Source organism: Streptomyces sp. NPDC004542 (genome assembly GCF_040610035.1).
Classification (GTDB): Bacteria; Actinomycetota; Actinomycetes; order Streptomycetales; family Streptomycetaceae; genus Streptomyces.
In genome coordinates, this window is record NZ_JBEXLP010000022.1 from 24,872 (window position 1) to 41,072 (window position 16,201).

At 70.1% G+C, this 16,201-nt stretch carries 14 protein-coding genes; 6 read left to right on the forward strand and 8 right to left on the reverse strand.

The features are described 5' to 3' along the window. Positions 1 to 175 precede the first annotated feature (175 nt). The 3 genes from ABZX30_RS15155 to ABZX30_RS15165 all read right to left on the reverse strand — a co-directional run bounded on the left by ABZX30_RS15155 (position 176) and on the right by ABZX30_RS15165 (position 3,253). Positions 176 to 562, reverse strand: coding sequence for a DUF6009 family protein (locus ABZX30_RS15155; protein WP_355933474.1), 387 nt, complete (start codon positions 560 to 562; stop codon positions 176 to 178). Between the two features lie 127 nt (positions 563 to 689). After that, positions 690 to 2,225, reverse strand: a complete 1,536-nt coding sequence (locus ABZX30_RS15160) for a phage/plasmid primase, P4 family (RefSeq protein WP_355933477.1) — start codon at positions 2,223 to 2,225, stop codon at positions 690 to 692. Beyond that, positions 2,222 to 3,253, reverse strand: coding sequence for a bifunctional DNA primase/polymerase (locus tag ABZX30_RS15165; protein WP_355933610.1), 1,032 nt, complete (start codon positions 3,251 to 3,253; stop codon positions 2,222 to 2,224). The genes ABZX30_RS15160 and ABZX30_RS15165 overlap by 4 nt, the downstream gene beginning before the upstream one ends. A 778-nt stretch (positions 3,254 to 4,031) precedes the next feature. On the opposite strand from ABZX30_RS15165, the gene ABZX30_RS15170 reads away from it, so the two are divergent. Beyond that, positions 4,032 to 4,460, forward strand: a complete 429-nt coding sequence (locus ABZX30_RS15170) for a hypothetical protein (protein WP_355933480.1) — start codon at positions 4,032 to 4,034, stop codon at positions 4,458 to 4,460. Between the two features lie 74 nt (positions 4,461 to 4,534). On the opposite strand, the gene ABZX30_RS15175 is transcribed toward ABZX30_RS15170, so the two are convergent. From ABZX30_RS15175 to mftG, 5 genes are all read right to left on the reverse strand, one after another. Further along, complete coding sequence (locus ABZX30_RS15175) at positions 4,535 to 4,666, reverse strand: hypothetical protein (protein ID WP_355933482.1); 132 nt, start codon at positions 4,664 to 4,666, stop codon at positions 4,535 to 4,537. Between the two features lie 91 nt (positions 4,667 to 4,757). Next, the gene (locus ABZX30_RS15180; protein WP_355933485.1) at positions 4,758 to 5,933 is read right to left on the reverse strand and encodes a ParB/RepB/Spo0J family partition protein; all 1,176 of its coding nucleotides are present in this window, start codon (positions 5,931 to 5,933) and stop codon (positions 4,758 to 4,760) included. Continuing rightward, positions 5,930 to 7,192 carry an AAA family ATPase gene (locus tag ABZX30_RS15185; RefSeq protein WP_355933488.1) on the reverse strand — a complete coding sequence of 421 codons (1,263 nt, stop codon included), beginning with the start codon at positions 7,190 to 7,192 and terminating at the stop codon, positions 5,930 to 5,932. The genes ABZX30_RS15180 and ABZX30_RS15185 overlap by 4 nt, the downstream gene beginning before the upstream one ends. A gap of 180 nt (positions 7,193 to 7,372) precedes the next feature. Then, positions 7,373 to 7,666, reverse strand: a complete 294-nt coding sequence (locus tag ABZX30_RS15190; protein ID WP_355933491.1) for an acyl carrier protein — start codon at positions 7,664 to 7,666, stop codon at positions 7,373 to 7,375. 129 nt (positions 7,667 to 7,795) lie between these two features. Then, positions 7,796 to 9,340, reverse strand: a complete 1,545-nt coding sequence (gene mftG / locus ABZX30_RS15195; protein WP_355933493.1) for a mycofactocin system GMC family oxidoreductase MftG — start codon at positions 9,338 to 9,340, stop codon at positions 7,796 to 7,798. A 1,167-nt stretch (positions 9,341 to 10,507) separates the two neighbouring features. On the opposite strand from mftG, the gene ABZX30_RS15200 reads away from it, so the two are divergent. The 5 genes from ABZX30_RS15200 (at position 10,508) to ABZX30_RS15220 (ending at position 16,200) form a co-directional block, all read left to right on the forward strand. Next, positions 10,508 to 10,777 carry a hypothetical protein gene (locus ABZX30_RS15200; RefSeq protein ID WP_355933496.1) on the forward strand — a complete coding sequence of 90 codons (270 nt, stop codon included), beginning with the start codon at positions 10,508 to 10,510 and terminating at the stop codon, positions 10,775 to 10,777. Beyond that, complete coding sequence (locus tag ABZX30_RS15205; RefSeq protein ID WP_355933497.1) at positions 10,774 to 12,288, forward strand: phage/plasmid primase, P4 family; 1,515 nt, start codon at positions 10,774 to 10,776, stop codon at positions 12,286 to 12,288. The genes ABZX30_RS15200 and ABZX30_RS15205 overlap by 4 nt, the downstream gene beginning before the upstream one ends. Next, positions 12,285 to 12,686 carry a DUF6009 family protein gene (locus tag ABZX30_RS15210; protein ID WP_355933499.1) on the forward strand — a complete coding sequence of 134 codons (402 nt, stop codon included), beginning with the start codon at positions 12,285 to 12,287 and terminating at the stop codon, positions 12,684 to 12,686. Before ABZX30_RS15205 ends, ABZX30_RS15210 begins: the two co-directional genes overlap by 4 nt. 155 nt (positions 12,687 to 12,841) lie before the next feature. After that, positions 12,842 to 13,633 (forward strand): ABC transporter ATP-binding protein, encoded by a 792-nt coding sequence (locus ABZX30_RS15215; RefSeq protein WP_355933502.1) that lies wholly within the window; start codon positions 12,842 to 12,844, stop codon positions 13,631 to 13,633. Further along, a complete protein-coding gene (locus ABZX30_RS15220; RefSeq protein WP_355933503.1) occupies positions 13,633 to 16,200 on the forward strand; it encodes an ABC transporter permease in 2,568 nt (855 codons plus the stop codon). The genes ABZX30_RS15215 and ABZX30_RS15220 overlap by 1 nt, the downstream gene beginning before the upstream one ends. Position 16,201 lies beyond the last annotated feature (1 nt).

A 16,201-nucleotide genomic window follows, 5' to 3' on the forward strand; every position in this document is an offset into this window, starting at 1 on the left:
CGTTCACCGCGAAGGCTCTGGTCCCGCCCGCCGGGCAGGCGTGTTGTCAAGCAGTACCGAGATCGGCCTCAAGCGCCGCTGCTGGATCACGCTCAGCGGCTGAGTCGCTGAGCGAACCCTCAGGTCAGCAGGGATGCGCACGCCGCATCAGCGACTGAGGCGACTCAACCGCGGACTACGGCGTCGCGGACGCTATGGCAGTGGTGCGGCCCTGGGAGCGGTCGGTCTTGGCGCCGGGGTTCTTGGGCTGGATGGTCCGGGGGTCGACGGCCTCGCCGGGGGCGCCGACCGCGTAGGGGCCGTCCGGCTGGCTGTCCCGGTCGTGTGGGAGGAGGAAGAAGACGCGTCGCCGGTACAAGCCGCTGTCCGGATCGGGTTCGGCGTCGTCGTCGAGGACGGCGTAGCCGACCATGCGCCCGTCGCGTGCGTACCGGGGCTTGTTGGCACGTCGGGGGGTCTTGTCGATGGCCTGACGGACGTAGTCGAGCGCGTCGAGGCCGTCCTCCAGCCACACCACGTCCTGCTCGTGGGTGATCTCGCTTGCGTCCAACAGCGAGCTCATGGCCGCAGCCCCTCCTTCGTCAGCCGGCCCGTGTGACGGGGGGCCGGGTCTCCATCGTAGTTCGGCCGCGGACACGAGCGTAGCGCCGTGGGTGCGGTCGGGTGGGTCCGGTGGCTCGATCGGTGGCTCATTCGGTGGCCGCCAGGGCGAGGCCGGGGTAGTACTTGCGGCCGTTGGATTTGATCATTTCGGAGGGTGAGGTGAGGCCTACCTCCTGTCGGACACGGGTGGCGAAGGCGCGCGGGGTGGCGGGGCGGATACCTTCGCCGGACGCGCACCAGGCGCTGTACTCGGTGTAGAGCAGCCCCTGTTCGACACGCAGTTCGGTGTCGCCGTCCGTGCCGCGGGTGCAGCACTCGGCGAGGAACCGGCCGATGTGGTCTTCGGTGGTGGCGTACGCACTGGTGGCGATACGGACCCGGTCGGGGCCTTCCAGGGGATCCCGGGTGGTCAGGTAGCGGCGGGCGCCCTCGATGAGCCACTGCAGGATGCCGGGGCCTTCGTCACGGACGAGTTCGAAGGCGAGGTTGTCGATGCGGCGTTCGGCGGGAACGGTGCGGGTGAAGGGCACCAGGCGGATGCGCCGCCAGAAGGCGAAACCGCCGGTGGAGACCTCGGGGCGGTGGTTGCCGAGCAGCCACAGGTGGTGCGTGGGCGTGAAGGAGAAGTAGTCCTGCCGCATGCGACGGGCCTTGATCTTGTCACCGCCGGTGAGGAGACGTACGCGGGCCTCGTCGAACTTGTCGTTGGGCTTCAGCTCACTGCACACGATGAGGCGGCGCCCATGCAGTTCGGTGAGCTCGGTGGAGTGCTCGGCATACGCGCCGCGGTCCATCAGGAAGCCGGGGGGCGCGGCGTCCGCGTAGTCACCGAGGATCTGGATCATGGTGTCGAGCAGGACGCTCTTTCCGTTCTTTCCCTCACCGTGGAGGAAGGGCAGGACCTGGGCGCCGACGTCGCCGGTGAGGGAGTAGCCGAGCAGCAGGTGCAGGAAACCGATCATCTCGCGGCCTTCGGCGTCGTCGCCGAAGGTATCGGTAAGGAACCGGTCCCAGCGGGGCGTGGGCATCGACTGCGGCGCGACGGTGGTGGCCCTGGAGTGGAGGTCGTGCGCGGGATCCGGCTTGCGCAACTGTCCGGTGCAGAGGTCGACGACGCCCGCTGGAGTGCACAGGGCATGCGGGTCTCCGTCGAGGTCGTCGGGATCGACGGACAGGGCCGGAGCGGCCTTGGCCTGGGTGAGCAGGGCCTGCATCCCGGCGGTGGAGAGGGTCTTGCGCTTGTGCTGCGCGAGGGCACGGTCGCTGAAGACGCCGTGCGGATCGGTGGTGGGCATGTCCTCGGCCATTTCACCGGCCGCCCACAAGGCTGCCTTCTCTCCCCCGGTGCGCTTCCAGCGGTAGCCGTCCCACACGAACCAGCCCAGGCCTTCGGCGTGCCGGAACTGGTCACGGTAGAGCTGGATGAACAGCCGCGCGTTGCCGCGGTCGGAGAGCGAGGGCGGCAACGTCCCCATGGGGACCGGCCGGGGTGCGGCAGGGGCGTGCGGAACGCCGGTGGCCTGAGCGGGGAGCCGTGCGGCGGGCTCCTGGGTCGCCTCGAGGTCGAGCATCTGCTGGGCAGCGGCCTGTGCATCGAAACGCGGCATGTCGGCGCTGCTCATGAACGTCCTTGGGGGTGGAACGGGCGGGCGGATCCTGCGGCGAGAGCGGTGTCGACGATCTTCTCGTTGCGCCCGGTCTGCCACGGGCGGGCCTGGTGCGCGGCCTGGAGCAGGGGCGCGCGGGCGTCGGCCTCCGTCAGATGACCGGCCGCGACGAGTCCTCCGGCGGTGTAAGCGGCCCGGTTGAGCTTCTCGGTGAACCCAGTGCCTTCGGGAGCGGCCGCGCAGGCGGCGACCTGTTCCAGGAGCGGGGCGAGGACGGCGTTCGCCGCGGCAAGCCGGCGGCGGGGACGGCGGGCGGCGGGGACGGCCGGGAGGGACGGGGAAGGCGGAGGCGGCAGGGGTGCGATGAGGTGCCCGGTGCGCTCGAGTTCGTCGCGCAGCCAGCGTGGCAGGGGTGCGGGCTTCCGGACCGTTCCCTCCGCCTGATAACGACCGTCGGTGGTCCGGGTGGCCGGGGCGACGATGTAACCGCCGTCGGCCCGTACGTCGACCTGCCAGGCGAGGGCGACCTTGGTGCTCGAGCCGGTGGAGCAACGGAACCTCGTCTCCGGCCAGGGGTTGCGGTACCAGACGTGCAGCCCCCCGGAGGGGGTACGCACGCGCAGGGTCGACTCGTCGTGTGCCGGGTCGAGCTGACCCCGGTAGGCCGCGAGCAGCGCCAGGGTGTCGAAACCGGAGGCGAGCCCGGAGAGGTCCACGGCGGCCGGGATGGGGATCCCGGGCAGGAGCCGCGACCGGTCGGGGACGGTGGCGCGGTGGGCGTCGATGTCGATGACCACCAGGTCCGCCGGACCGCAGGCCACGCCCACGCCTGACGCCGGTTGGGCGCCCCACCACGCGTCGATGCGGCCGGGATCGGTCGTCGCCGCGTGGAAGCCGTGGCAGGGCCTCCCCGCGGGCAGGCAGGGGCAGCTCTTGGGCTCATGGTGCCGGTCCCTGCACTCGGGGCAGTTCGCGCCCGGAGTCTTCCGTCCTGGCGCCAGCGGGTGGACCGGCCAACCCTGGGCGGCACACCAGCGGGCCACGGCATGCGGCGACCTCGGTCTGCTGACGGCGGCAGACTCGGGGGTCTCGGCAGGGCGCGGCACGCGAACCGTCCTCGTGGCTTTCGTTTCGGTTCGGTCCCTGAAGCAAAGAAGCAGGCCAGTCCGATGGCTGACACGACTTCAGGGACCGAAGGGACTGTACTTCGGCAAGAGAGTCTAGGCCCCCACCGGTGGCGGGGGCGGCAGTGCACTCCGCGTGCCGCACACCCGTTCTTCGGTCCCTTGGGCCCCTTCGGCGCCTGGGCACCGGAAAGGGGTGTCCACGGGACGCCTGGCGCGGGGGCAGGCACATCAGGGTCTGAAGGGAGGCCTGGCCAGGGACCAGGGACTCATCGGTCCCTGGGGAGAATGCGCAGGTCAGAGGGCTGCTCCCCTCCGGGTCAGGGACTGGAGGGACTCAACTCGCTAATTATCAGCTACCTAGAGATAGTCATTTCATACACGCGCCCGCGCGTGATACATACTCTCCAGCCGCTTCATAATTAGGGAGTTGAGTCCCTCCAGTCCCTCTCTGGCTCTCTGCACGCCTCTGACCTGCGAGAATTCGTCAGGGACCAAAAGAAGCTCCGTCCCTGACGACAGTCCCTCACCGGGCTCGGTCCCTCCCGTACGCCCCGGGAGGGCGCGGCAGTGGTCCGCTCCCCCGCCGCGTCCTTCCGCCGCCCCCCGGGCCGCGCGTTGACGGACCGTGCGCCGCTCGGGAGACTCACCGCATGCAGCACAAGAAGATGATGGTGAGAATGCACCGGACGCGCCTGTGAGACTGACCATCGAAGGCGCCTCCCCCGAATTCGAACGCAAACTGCTCGCTCTCCTGATCGAGCATCGGCACGAGTTGACCCTCACCGCCGGAACGGAATGGACGCCCGACCGGGCGGAGCACTACCTGCGCTCCCTGCCGGCGGCAGCGCGAGTCTTCGCCCGTCTGGTGGTCGAGGCCGACGGTTCGAAGGATGCCGATGAACTCCGGGAGCACTTCAACGGCGCACTGCGCGGCCCCACCATCGCCCTGTCCCGTGCGGTACCACGCGGCGTGCGGAGCGGCCGGTGGCCGGAGGGCACCCCGGCACCCATCGCCCCGCTCTACGACCCGGACAACCCGTCCTGGCAACGCGCCGTCCGCTACGAGATGGCCGCCGAGCATCTTCCTGCCTTCCGCGAAGCGTTCGCCCGCCTGGGCACATGAAAGGCTGCCGTCTCAGGCTTCGACCTATTACGTCGTAATGGGCGGAGCTCTTGTCATTCACCTGCCCTGGCAGGTCAGCCCCCCTGCTGGTCCGCGAGGGAGGTGACCGGCTGGGACCTGCCGATGACGACCAGGGGGATGAAGAAGGTGATGCGCTCCGGACAGCAGTCGCCGACACCATGGGCGAACCGGAGGAGAGTCGGCATGGACGCAGCTGGGCCCCGGCGGAATGCCGGGGCCCAGGCGGACGGGCGTGACCGTGCCCGGTCGCGCTATTACGCCGTAATGGAGTCGAGGTCAGCTCTGGGATCCCTGGTCGGCGGACGCGCGCTGTACCTGGTGCTCGTTGAGGATGCGCAGCATCTTGTCGAACTCCGTGTCCGTCATCTTGCGGATGAGGTGCAGGGCGAGGAAGGCACCGTCGTCGTAGGGGAGCTTGGGAAGAGTGGTCGAGTCGGTCCGCGGTTCGGGAACCATGGCGGCCCGTTGCTCTGCCTCGGCTTGTTCTGCCTCGGCTTGCTTCGCCTCTGGGTTTTGCTCCTCTGCGTGTTCCAGTACCGGTTGGTGCGGTGCTGGTCGGTCTGAGGTCGGTCGTTCCGATGTCGGTCGTTCCGGTTCTGGTGGGGCCAGCGCCGGGTGTGCTGTGGGTGGCTCCTCCGGGGTCGGGTCTCCGGACGGTGCTTCCTCCATTACGTCGTCATAGACGGGCGGCTCGGGTGCGGCCGTCGGGCGCCTGCCTGGTCTCTGGGCGGGTCGCTCGGCCTCCTTGCGGGCACGTTCCGCTTTGAGTTCCTCCAGAGCGGTTTCCTGCTGTTCGGCCGGCTTGTTGCCGACCGCGCGCAGGAGGTCGATGGGCTCCTGGCCGATGCGGGACTGGAGTTCGGGGGTGAGGTTGAGAAGGGCGAGGCGTTGGGACACCCAGCCCTGCGAGCGGTGGAGGCGCTTGGCGAGGGCAGTCTGGCTGCCGTGGATGGCCAGGAGACGGTGGAGGGCCTTGGCCTCGTCCAGCTCGTCGAGGTCCTGGCGGTGGATGTTGGCGACGAGGGCGGATTCGAGGAGTTCCTCGGAGGTGCTGCCCTGGTCGTCACTCACCATGACCTTGATGGCGGCGAGGCCTGCCTCGCGAGCGGCGGCCAGCCGACTGCTGCCGTCGATGACGACGTAGTGGGTGTCGGGTTCAAGGTCGGTCTCGTGGTCGGGGTTGGCCTTGATGTAGGTGTCGCGGTTCATGACCGTGATCGCCTGCTTCTGGCCGTGGGTGCGCAGGCTCCCCGCCAGGTCGGTCAGGTCGCCGAGGGTGGAACGGGGGTTGTCGGGGTTGAGGCTGATGCGGTGGGTGGGGAGTTCGGTGGGCGGGGCGACGCCGTCCGTGGGGACTCCGGTGGCCGCCGCCACCGCGGCGCGGCGGGCGCTGACCGGGCGGGCGGAGCTGCCGAAGCGGCCCGAGCCCAGCTGGTCGGCCTTCTTGGTCATGAGATCTCCCGGGCCAGGGCGCGCATGCTGACCGACTGCTGGGACTTGGGAGCGTAGGACAGCAGGGGCTGCTTCACGCGGACGGCTTCCTTCTGTTCCTTCAGATCACCGATCAGGCCGACGACTCGAGGATCCTTTATGTCGACCCAGCCCTGGAGAGAGGAAGTGGCGATGTAGCCGCGGCGGCCGTCGTAGAGGTTGACGACGATGCCCAGGTAGTCGATCTCGAGGGAGAGGTCGGCGCGGAGGTCCTCGATCTGGGTGGTGAGGAGTTCGTAGGCGTCCGCGGAACTGTCCTCGGCCTGTACCACGACCAGGGCGCCGGACTGGCCGGGCTTCTCATTGTCACGGCGGCGGCCGTAGTAGGCGGCGGCGTCCATGCTCAGCCCGAGGCTGGGCGGGCAGTCGACGAGAATTACGTCGTAATAGGGCTCCAGGGGAGCGAGGGCCCGCTCGAGGGCGGCTTCCCGGGCGCGTACCGCGGACAGGCGTACGTCGAGGAGGAAGGCGTCGTTGCAGCCGGGCAGCAGGTGCAGGCGGCCGCCGAAGTTGTCCTCGTCGATGGAGACGACGAGGTCGCGCAGATCGCCCTTGGGGTCGCCCGCCATGTGGTTGGTGAGGCTGTCGCCGTTCATCGGCAAGGGAGCGGCGCCGAGTTGGTTGGTGAGGTGGCTCTGCGGGTCGAAGTCGACCAGGAGGACGCGCATGCCGAGCCCGGGGAGGCTCTCGATGTCGAGGGGGTCCTCGTCCTGGGCGGGGGTGTCGTCGCCCTCGCCGGCGCGGAGGGCGGCGACGAGCTGCTTGGCGACACGGACCGGATAGAGCTTGTTGGGGTCCTCGGCCATCGCTTCGCCGGTGCCGGCGGTGATGGCGGTCTTGCCGACGCCGCCCTTCTGGTTGCAGACGATGATGCGCCGGGTGACGGCCGGTCGCACGACGTCCGGCGCCGGGTTGGTGTCGAGCCAGAGATTGACGGACTGGGCGAGCCCCTGGATCAGGGAGACGCCGCGGTCGGCCGCGGTCTGCTTGAAGGCGTCCCACTGCCCCTGGGGGAGGAAGGTGGAGAAGGAGTCGGCACCGGAGGTGTCGATGTTTTCCAGGGCGGAGGCGAGGTCGCACCAGGCGGCGATGCCCTGCTCGACGGCGCTCTGGATCTCGAGGCCGTGCTGGGCGGCTCTGACTTTGAGGTCCTGCCGGAGCCATCCCGGCAGCTTGGACACGACCTTTTCGCGGTCGCTGGAGGTGGCTGGAGAACTCATGGGGGCTACCTTACTAACGTCCATGATCGATGACTGCCATTGGCACGTTAGTAAGGGAAAGTTGGCCCGGATGGCGGCCCATTACGGCGTAATAGCCCGGCGGGGGCGGGGGGAGCGGCTGCCGGGCTATTACGCCGTAATGGGCCGCGGGATGGAGGTGGGGGACGGGGAGCCCGAGCGTCAGGCGATGGCCCAAGGGCTGGGGTCCTGCGGGCCGGGGGAGGGGGGCCGGGCGGCGGAGACGATGTCCCAGAGCTGACCGGCGGTCAGCATGTGGCGAGGGATGACGACCTGGCCGGTGAGACTGATACCGAAGGCCGACTCCAGTTCGCTGACGATCCCGATGAGGGCCAGGGAGTCCAGTTCGTAGCGTTCCAGAGGCTCGTCGGCCGCGGGGATCCCGTCCTTGCCCAGGCCGGGCAGGCCCCGTTGGAGGATGGCCTCGAATGTCGGGTTCCACGGTGCTGAGGCCATCGAGGGGCTTCCTTCCGGTGACCGGGCGCGGTTGTGCGAGCAGCCTGACCGACAGGGCTCGAGTCCCGCTATTACGTCGTAATGGTGTGGCGGCGACCGAGCTTTCGTCGGTGGTTCCAGGAGCCCGACTCAGGGCAGGTCCTGACGGATGGCCTGGGCCACGAGTTCGCCTATGAGGACGGCGGTCGCCGCGGGGCCGCGCAGCGGGGCTGTGGGGAGGATCGACGTGTCCGCGACCCGGAGACCGGCCAGGCCGTGGACCCTGCCGTAGTGGTCAACGGCGGCATGGGGGTCCGCCGCGGGTCCCATGGGCACCGTGCCGCAGGTGTGGTGGGAGGTCCCCAGGCGGGCCGCAACCCACTCGTCCAGTGCGCGATCGTCGGCCAGCACCTCCGGTCCGGGCTGCGCGAGTCCGAGGGAGACCACGGAGAAGGCGCGGGTGTCGATGAGGGCCGCGGTCGTTCGGACCGCTTCGCGCAGGCGGCGTCTGTCGTCGGGAGTGCGCAGATAGCCGTAGTCGACTCCCGGGAGGCCCGTCGGATCGGCGGACGGAAGGAGCAGCCGTCCGTTGTTCCGCGGGGAGTGGACGGACACCAGGAACGCCAGGGGCACATCGACGCCGGCCTGGTCCCCGCTGACCAGGCCGGCGATCGGTGCGAGTGACTGGAGGATCTCCAGGTCCCCGGAGTGGGCGCCATCCGATGACGTCAGGTGCAGGGCCGCGCCGAGCCATGAGCCGACCGGCGCCTCGAGCAGGCGGCGTGGCATCCACTCCATCACCACTTGTGGGTGATCGCCGAACCGGGCGCCGACGGCAGGCAGGTCCATGACGACGGGAATACCGACGCGTTCGAGTTCGGCGCGCGGGCCGACGCCGGACAGGCGCAGCAGGTGCGGCGAGGCGAAGGCACCGGCACAGACGACGATCTCACCCGCCTCCAGGAGGCTGTCCGCCCCCTCGCGTTCCACCTCCACACCGGTCGCTCGACCATGCCTGATGACAACTCTGCGCACCGTGCAGCCGCCCTCCACCGTCAGGTTGGGGCGTTCGAAAGCGTCCAGGAGGTAGCTGATGCCGGTGTTGAAGCGCACCCCGTCCACGGTGTTGGACGGCACAGGCCCGATTCCCGGGGCGTCCTGGGCGTTCTTGTCGGGGTCGTCGGGAAAGCCCAGTTCGTGTGCGGCAGCCCGGAAGGCGGCGGCCGCCGGGTGCCCGAGATCCGTACGCCGTACGGGCACCGGTCCGCGGTCGCCGTGCAGGCCGTCGGCGCCGTAGTCGAGATCCTTCTCCAAGTGGCGCAGCAGGGGGAGCAGGCGGTCGTAGGACCATGCGGGGCCGCTCCTGGCCGACCACCGGTCGAAGTCGTCCCGTCGCGCGCGGATGAAGTAACCACCGTTGACGGTGGTCGAACCACCGAGGATGCGGCCTCGGGGCACCGTGTACGGGTGGTCCGGTGTGAGGTGTACCGGGTACGGCTGCACAGCGGCGTGCCCGGGCTGCGCGCCGGGGACGAGGCGGGCATCCAGCAAACGGGACCCGAACAGGTCCCTGCGGCGAGGAACAGCCCCGGCTTCGAGGAGAAGCACGGTCCGGCCGGGGTCCTCGCTGAGGCGCGCCGCGACCACGGCACCGCCGGCCCCCGCGCCCACGACGATGACGTCCGGGCGGTTCAAGGGCCGTGTGGCCGCTGGTGCCGGTGGACCGGCGGTAGTCGCTGTCATGAGGTCGTCCCCGCCGACCGGTCGTCCCCGCCCGGCGGACACTGAGCAGCCTGGCGGGCAGTACTTGAGCCGCGCTATTACGTCGTAATAGCGCCCGGATGGGGGGCGCTGATGCTGTTGTCGGCGTCCAGCGACCGAAGCGACCATGTGCCAGGGGCAGGGGCAGAGGCAAGGGCAGAGGCAAGGGCAAGGGCAAGGGCAAGGGCAAGGGCAAGGCATCGGGTGCAGATTTGCTTCAGAGTCGCTTGAGTCGCTGCACCGCGGTGCGGGGGCCCTCGGAGCCCGGCAGCGACTGAAGGGGAGCGACTGAGCAGCGGCTGGCCGTTTTCAGTCGCTGTGGGAAAACCCCAGGTCAGACGGGTTCCAGGGGCGGATCAGCGACTGAAGCGACTGAAGTCCCGGGTATATGAGGACATTCGCGCGTGTGCGCGTGTGCGCGTGTGTCTCATATATAGGGACCTTGAGTCGCTTCAGTCGCTGATCAGGATCCTCTATACCCTGTGACCTGCGCTTTCGTTGAGCGACCGAGACAGCTACCGAAGGAGCTCGGGTCGCTGCTGCTGTGGCGTTCGGTAGCTGGGGGGCAGAGGTCAGTACTTGGGTTTTATTTGTTTTCCCGTGTGTCCCCTCCTGTCTTCGTAGTTCGCTAATCTGTCTCAATCGTTGAGTCGCTTGGGTCGCTGATGGGGGATGCGGATGGCTCATGAGCTGCGGTTTCCACGCAGCGACTCATGGCAGCCGTCCGCCGTGGCGCAGGAGGCTGGCCAATCCTCGGCGGCCGCGCGGTGGTGTGCGTCCCGGTGCCGGCCGGTGCCCCCGCCGGCCCTGCGCGGTGAGCCGAGCCCGGCGGGCGACGAGCCCCTCCTGCGCGCGCGCACGCCCTCAGGAGGGCTCCATGTCTGCTTCCGGGCGAGGTACGTCCCGGCGCCGGGGATCGTGACGGAGGCAGGCCTGTACGGGCCGGACGGGCCGGTGCACGACCCGGCGTCCTTACCTGGCCGGCCGGCGAGCGGACTCGAGCGCACCGGCCAGCTGCCGCCCGCGCCCCTGCCGGTGCCGCGTCCGGTGCCGCCCAGGGCCGGGCAGGCCGTCCTGGCCGCCGGGGGAGGGTGTATTGCCGTGACACGTGCCCTGACCGCCGTGGCCGAAGTGGCCGCCTGCGCCGCCTTACCCGGGCGGGCGGGCTCCTCCGAGCCGCGCGACCGGGCCGCTTGCACCGTCGGGGGCCAGGCGGCGGCCTGGCCCCCGGCCGGGGAGGCGGCCGGACGGGTGCTGCCCGAGGTCGTGGATCTCGCCCGGCCGGGACAGGAGCGGCGCGACCGCGCCGTCATCCGCAGCGGTCTGGCCGCGGGGCGGCTTCGCCCGCTGTTCGCGGGGGGCCGCGGGTGATCACTGACGACGGCGCGTTCTTCGACGCGCAGGCGGTCGCCGCGCAGATCCTCACCCAGCCCACTCCGCAGATCCCCCAGCCGGCGATCGAGAGCTGGCCGCCTGCCGCCGGAGGGGACGGGGAGGCCACGGCCGGCGGGCTGCTGCCCGACACGCTCAGCGACCGGGGCAACGCCAAACTGTTCGTCAAGCTCTACTCCCACGACTACCGGCACGTCCCCGGGCTCGGCTGGTACCGCTGGGACAGCACCCGCTGGCAGATGGACGAGGACGACACGGTCCTGTGGGCCGCGGGCGACCTGGCAGAGTCCCTGGCCACCGACGACCCGCGGGGCGTGCACAGCACGAGCGCGCTGCAGCAGCACCGGCGGCGCGCGCTGAGCACCAGTGGCATGAACGCGATGCTCATGCAGGCCAGGTCCGCGCCCGGGATGGTGCTCAACCCCGCCCGGCTGGACGCCGATCCGTACGCCCTGTGCACGCCGGCGGGGGTCGTCGACCTGCGTACAGGGCTGATGCGTACGCCCGATCCGGAGAAGGACTTCCACTCCCGTTCCACTACGGCCGCCCCGCAGCCGATGCCCACTCCGCGCTGGGACCGGTTTCTCGCCGATACCTTCGGCGACGGGCCGGAGGGCGCGGAGATGATCGGCTTTCTGCACCTGCTGCTGGGGTACTCCATCACCGGGGACGTCGGCGGACAGGTGATGCCCTTTCTGTTCGGCTCGGGCAAGAACGGCAAGTCGGTGCTGCTGGACGTGCTGATGAAGCTGGTGGGGGACTACGCGGACGCGGCGCCGCCCGGTTTCCTGATGGCCCGGCCCTACGAGGGGCACCCCACGGACCTGGCGGAGCTGCACGGGCGGCGGGTGATCGTGTGCAGTGAGGTCAAGCCGGGGGACCGCTTCGACGAGGCGCGGGTGAAGCTGCTGACGGGTGGGGACCGGATCAAGGCACGGCGGATGCGGCAGGACTTCTTCAGTTTCCAGCCGACGCACAAGCTGTGGCTGCTGGGCAATCACCGTCCCGAGGTGGGTACGGGTGGTTTCGCCTTTTGGCGGCGGATGCGGTTGATCCCGTTCGAGCGGGTGGTGTCCGACGACCGGAAGATCGACAACCTTGCGGACGTCCTGGTCGCCGAGGAGGGCCCCGGTATCCTGAACTGGCTGATCCTGGGCGCCCGCCGCTATCTGGCCGGTGAGAGGGACCTCACCGGCCCGGAGCGGGTGCGGATCGCCACCACGGCGTACGCCGAGACCGAGGATGACACCGGCCGCTTCCTGGCGGAATCGTGCCGGCTCGAGCCGGCACTGAGGGCGGAACAGACACAGCTCTACGCGGTCTACAGGACGTGGTGTCAAAATGAAGGGGCTCCGGCGATCTCGTCCCGGGCTTTCGCGGCGCGGGTCCGCGAGGCGGTGGGACTGGCATCTCCGAAGGAGATGATCCTGTCCAACCAGCGCAAGTACTACCCGGGCATCGGACTGGTCGCCGACGAGGAGACAGCATGAGCGCTCTCATCGCCGAGGACGAGCTGGTCCACGAGGCCGACTTCGTCTGGCTCGAGGACATCAGCCCGCTCGACTACGTACGCCAGAGCCTGGACCGGCTGCCGACGCGCCGTGGCAGGCCCGCCTACCACCGTGACGGCCGCATGGTCGGCTACGCGCTGCTGGGGGCCGGCGCCAAGCCGTCCCGCTCCTCGGGCACCTTCCGCCGCCGGGTGTTCTGGCTGCTGCCCCACGACCGCGACACCGACCCCGAGGGCCTGTACGTGACGGGGGCGCCCGCCGAGGCCGTCGACCCGCGTACGCTCGCGCCGGGCAGCAAGGGGTGCAAGACCGAGAGGTCCGAGGGCGGGCCTCCGTCGATGGCCATGCGGGAGCTCGGCATCACGCTGCCGCTGTAGGGGTGTGCCCCTGAACTTTTCAGGGGTGTCGTCCCCGACCCCTGAACCTGCCCTGCCGGCCCCCTACTCGGGGTGCCGGTCCGTCTCCTCGATGGCCATGACTTCGTAAATTCCTTGTCGAGAAATAACCAACGGGCCTATCGGGGACGTGGATCATGGACAGGGAACAGGCAAGCAGTCAGTGGGCCGTACGGCTTGAGAACGTACACAAGGTCTACGGAGCGGCGAGCACCACCACTACGGCGCTGGACGGCGTCTCCGTCGGCTTCGCACCCGGCAGTTTCACCGCGGTCATGGGACCGTCCGGGTCAGGCAAGAGCACCTTCCTGCACTGTGCGGCGGGACTGGACCGCCCCACCTCGGGCAAGGTTCTGCTGGGAGGCCGTGACCTCGCCGAGCTCGACGAGACCCAGCTGACCAAGCTGCGGCGGGAGCAAGTCGGCTTCGTCTTCCAGGCGTTCAACCTGATGCCGGCGCTGACGGTCGAGCAGAACGTCATGCTGCCGCTGAAGCTGGCCGGCCGGAAGCCTGACCGCCACCGGATCCGGGAGGTCATCGAGCGGGTCGGCCTGGGTGAGCGCATCCGGCACCGCCCCTCCCAGCTCTCCGGCGGCCAGCAGCAGCGGGTGGCCATCGCCCGCGCCCTGGCGGTGCGGCCCACGGTGCTGTTCGCCGACGAACCGACCGGTGCGCTGGACACCACGACCGCCGCCGAAGTCCTCACTCTGCTCCGGGAGTCGGTGGCCACCGACGGCCAGACCATCGTCATGGTCACCCACGATCCGGTGGCCGCCTCCTACGCCGACACGGTCGTCTTCCTGGCGGACGGCCGGTTCGTCGACCAGCTGCACACGCCCACCCCGGACGCCGTCGCCGAGCGCATGACGCGGCTGGTCTCGCGGGCGCGGGACAGCCGGCGGGACGTTTCGCTGAGGGAGGCCGTCTGATGCTGACCATGGCGGCGCGCATGCTGCGCTTCAGGGTCGTCGCGTTCATCGCGACCTTCGTGGCGCTGTGCTTCGGCGCCCTCATCGTGCTGGTCTGCGGCGGACTGCTGGAGACCGCGATCCGGAACAACGCACCCCCGCAGCGGCTCGCCCGCGCCGAGATCCTGGTCACCGGGGACCGTTCCTACGTCGTTCCGACGAGCGGGGACGCCGAGACCGTCGTCCTGCCCGAGCAGGTGCCGCTGGCGGCCGGTACCGCGGCCGCCGTACGGGCCGTGGACGGTGTCGGCGAGGTCGTGGAGGAGCGGACCTTCGACGCGGCGGTGCTGCGCGACGGGCGGCCCGTGGGACCCGACGACGGCGAAGCCCAGGCCCACGGCTGGGAGTCGGCCGCACTGGCCCCCTACCAACTGCGCACCGGAGCCGCGCCGACCCGCGCCGGCGAGGTGGTCCTCGACACCCGGCTGGCCGACGCGGCCGGAGCGAAGGTGGGCGACGAGGTACGGGTCTCGGCGCACGGCACCGCCGACACCTACCGGCTGACCGGCATCGTCCGGCCCCAGCACGGCCAGGGCGCCATCGGATCGACGCTGTTCTTCTCCGCGCCCGACACCGCGCGGCTGGCGTACCCGGCCGGTGGTGTCCAGACCCTCGCTGTGGACACCACCTCCGGAGCCGACGTCAAGGAGGTCCGCGAGCGGATCGCCGAGGCCCTGAACGGGCAGCCGGTGAAGGTGGTCACCGGGGACGACCGGGGAGCCGTGGAGGATCCGCTGGTGCTCAGCGGCAGGAAGCAACTGATCGTGCTCAGCGCGGTGTTCGGTGGCATGGCGACCTTGGTGGCCATCTTCATCGTCTCCAGCACCATCGGGCTCGCCGTGCAGCAGCGTCGGCGCGAGTTCGCCCTGTTGCGGGCGATCGGCGCCACACCGGGCCAGCTGCGCCGCATGCTGCTCGGCGAGACGCTGCTGCTGTCCCTCGTCTCCGGAGCGGTGGCCTGGCTGCTCGGTCCACCGCTGGGACGGCTGCTGTTCGACGCGCTCGTGGACGCAGGGCTCGCCGCCGAGGTGCTGGACTTCTCCCTGGGCTGGATCCCGCGCGGCGCGGCCACCGGGGCGATGCTGCTGACCGCGCTGCTCGGCGGGTGGATCGGCGCCCGCCGAGCGGTGACCGCCAAGCCGACCGAGGCGCTGGCCGAGGCGGCGACACAGCAGCGGTGGTTCAACAAGACACGGCTCGTGCTCTCCGTGCTCTTCCTCAGTGGTACGGCGGCCCTGGCCACCCTGACCATCGTGCTGTTCGACGGCACCATCGCCGCCGTCACCGCGGGGCCCACCGTCATCGTGGCGGTGATCGGCATTGCGCTGCTGACGCCGGGCCTCACCAAGACCCTGGTGAAGGCGCTGGCCGTGCCGCTTCGCCGGCTCACCGGCGTCAACGGAGAGCTGGCGCTGCTCAACTCCACGGTGCGGGCGGTGCGGATGGCCTCCGTCGTCACCCCGGTGATGCTGGCCGTCGGCTACGCCACCGGCAACATCTATCTGCAGACCACCATGGTGGACGCGGCCGAGACGGCGTACGTGGAGAACCTGCGGGCCGACGCCGTGCTCACCACGGCATCGGGCGGCATCGATCCCGCGCTGCTGGAACGGGTGCGCGCCACCGACGGCGTCGCCGGCGCGAGCCTGTACACGGGGAGCCTCGGCTTCATCGAGAAGCCCCAGGACAGTTCGCAGTCCGAGGACGGGCTGCCGCTGCAGGGCGTCAGCGCCGACGGAGTCTCGGCCACGTTCGCGGCCGAGGTCACCCGAGGCGATCTGGGCAGACTGACGGGCACCTCGATCGCGCTGACCGAGGACAAGGCCGACCACCTGGACCTGGACATCGGCGACACGGTCACCGTGCGGCTGGGCGACCGCAGTGCGCGGGAACTGACAGTGGTGGCCGTCTACCAGGGGCGAACCGGCTACGACATGGGGCTCATGCCCGCGGCGACGCTGGCCGCGCACACCAGCGGCGGGCTGCCCTCGCAGATCATGGTGCGTGCGGACGAGGGCACCAGCGAGGCCCAACTGGCCGCCGCACTGGCCCCGTTGGCCGACTCCGTGCCGGGAACGATGGTCGTCGACCGCGACACCCTGGTGGAATCGCATGTGGAGTCCATGGAGGTGATGGCCTGGATCAACTACCTGCTGGGGGGCGCGATCGTCGGCTACGCCGCCATCTCCATGATCAACAGTCTGATCATGTCGACGAACAGCCGGCGCCGTGAGTTCGGGCTGCAGCGTCTGAACGGAGCGACCCGCGCACAGGTGCTGCGGATGGCCACGGGGGAGGCACTCCTGGTGACAGCGGTCGGGGTGATCCTGGGGACGGTGGCGGCCGCGATGTCGCTGATCCCGTTCAGCCTCTCCGCGGCCGACTCGTGGCTGCCGTCGGGCCCGCTCTGGATCTATCCCGGCACGATCGGTGTCGTCACCGCCGTCACCCTGGGGGCGACCCTGGCACCGACCTGGCTGGCACTGAGGGTACGGCCCGTGGTCGCGGCGACGGCCGGGACGGACTGAG

Bases quoted from the DNA above. Each gene is read 5' to 3' on its own strand.
- ABZX30_RS15155 (WP_355933474.1), bottom strand. From the start codon at position 562: ATGAGCTCGCTGTTGGACGCAAGCGAGATCACCCACGAGCAGGACGTG.
- ABZX30_RS15160 (WP_355933477.1), bottom strand. From the start codon at position 2,225: ATGAGCAGCGCCGACATGCCGCGTTTCGATGCACAGGCCGCTGCCCAG.
- ABZX30_RS15175 (WP_355933482.1), bottom strand. From the start codon at position 4,666: ATGCCGACTCTCCTCCGGTTCGCCCATGGTGTCGGCGACTGCTGTCCG.
- ABZX30_RS15180 (WP_355933485.1), bottom strand. From the start codon at position 5,933: ATGACCAAGAAGGCCGACCAGCTGGGCTCGGGCCGCTTCGGCAGCTCC.
- ABZX30_RS15185 (WP_355933488.1), bottom strand. From the start codon at position 7,192: ATGAGTTCTCCAGCCACCTCCAGCGACCGCGAAAAGGTCGTGTCCAAG.
- ABZX30_RS15190 (WP_355933491.1), bottom strand. From the start codon at position 7,666: ATGGCCTCAGCACCGTGGAACCCGACATTCGAGGCCATCCTCCAACGG.
- ABZX30_RS15210 (WP_355933499.1), top strand. From the start codon at position 12,285: ATGAGCGCTCTCATCGCCGAGGACGAGCTGGTCCACGAGGCCGACTTC.
- ABZX30_RS15215 (WP_355933502.1), top strand. From the start codon at position 12,842: ATGGACAGGGAACAGGCAAGCAGTCAGTGGGCCGTACGGCTTGAGAAC.
- ABZX30_RS15220 (WP_355933503.1), top strand. From the start codon at position 13,633: ATGCTGACCATGGCGGCGCGCATGCTGCGCTTCAGGGTCGTCGCGTTC.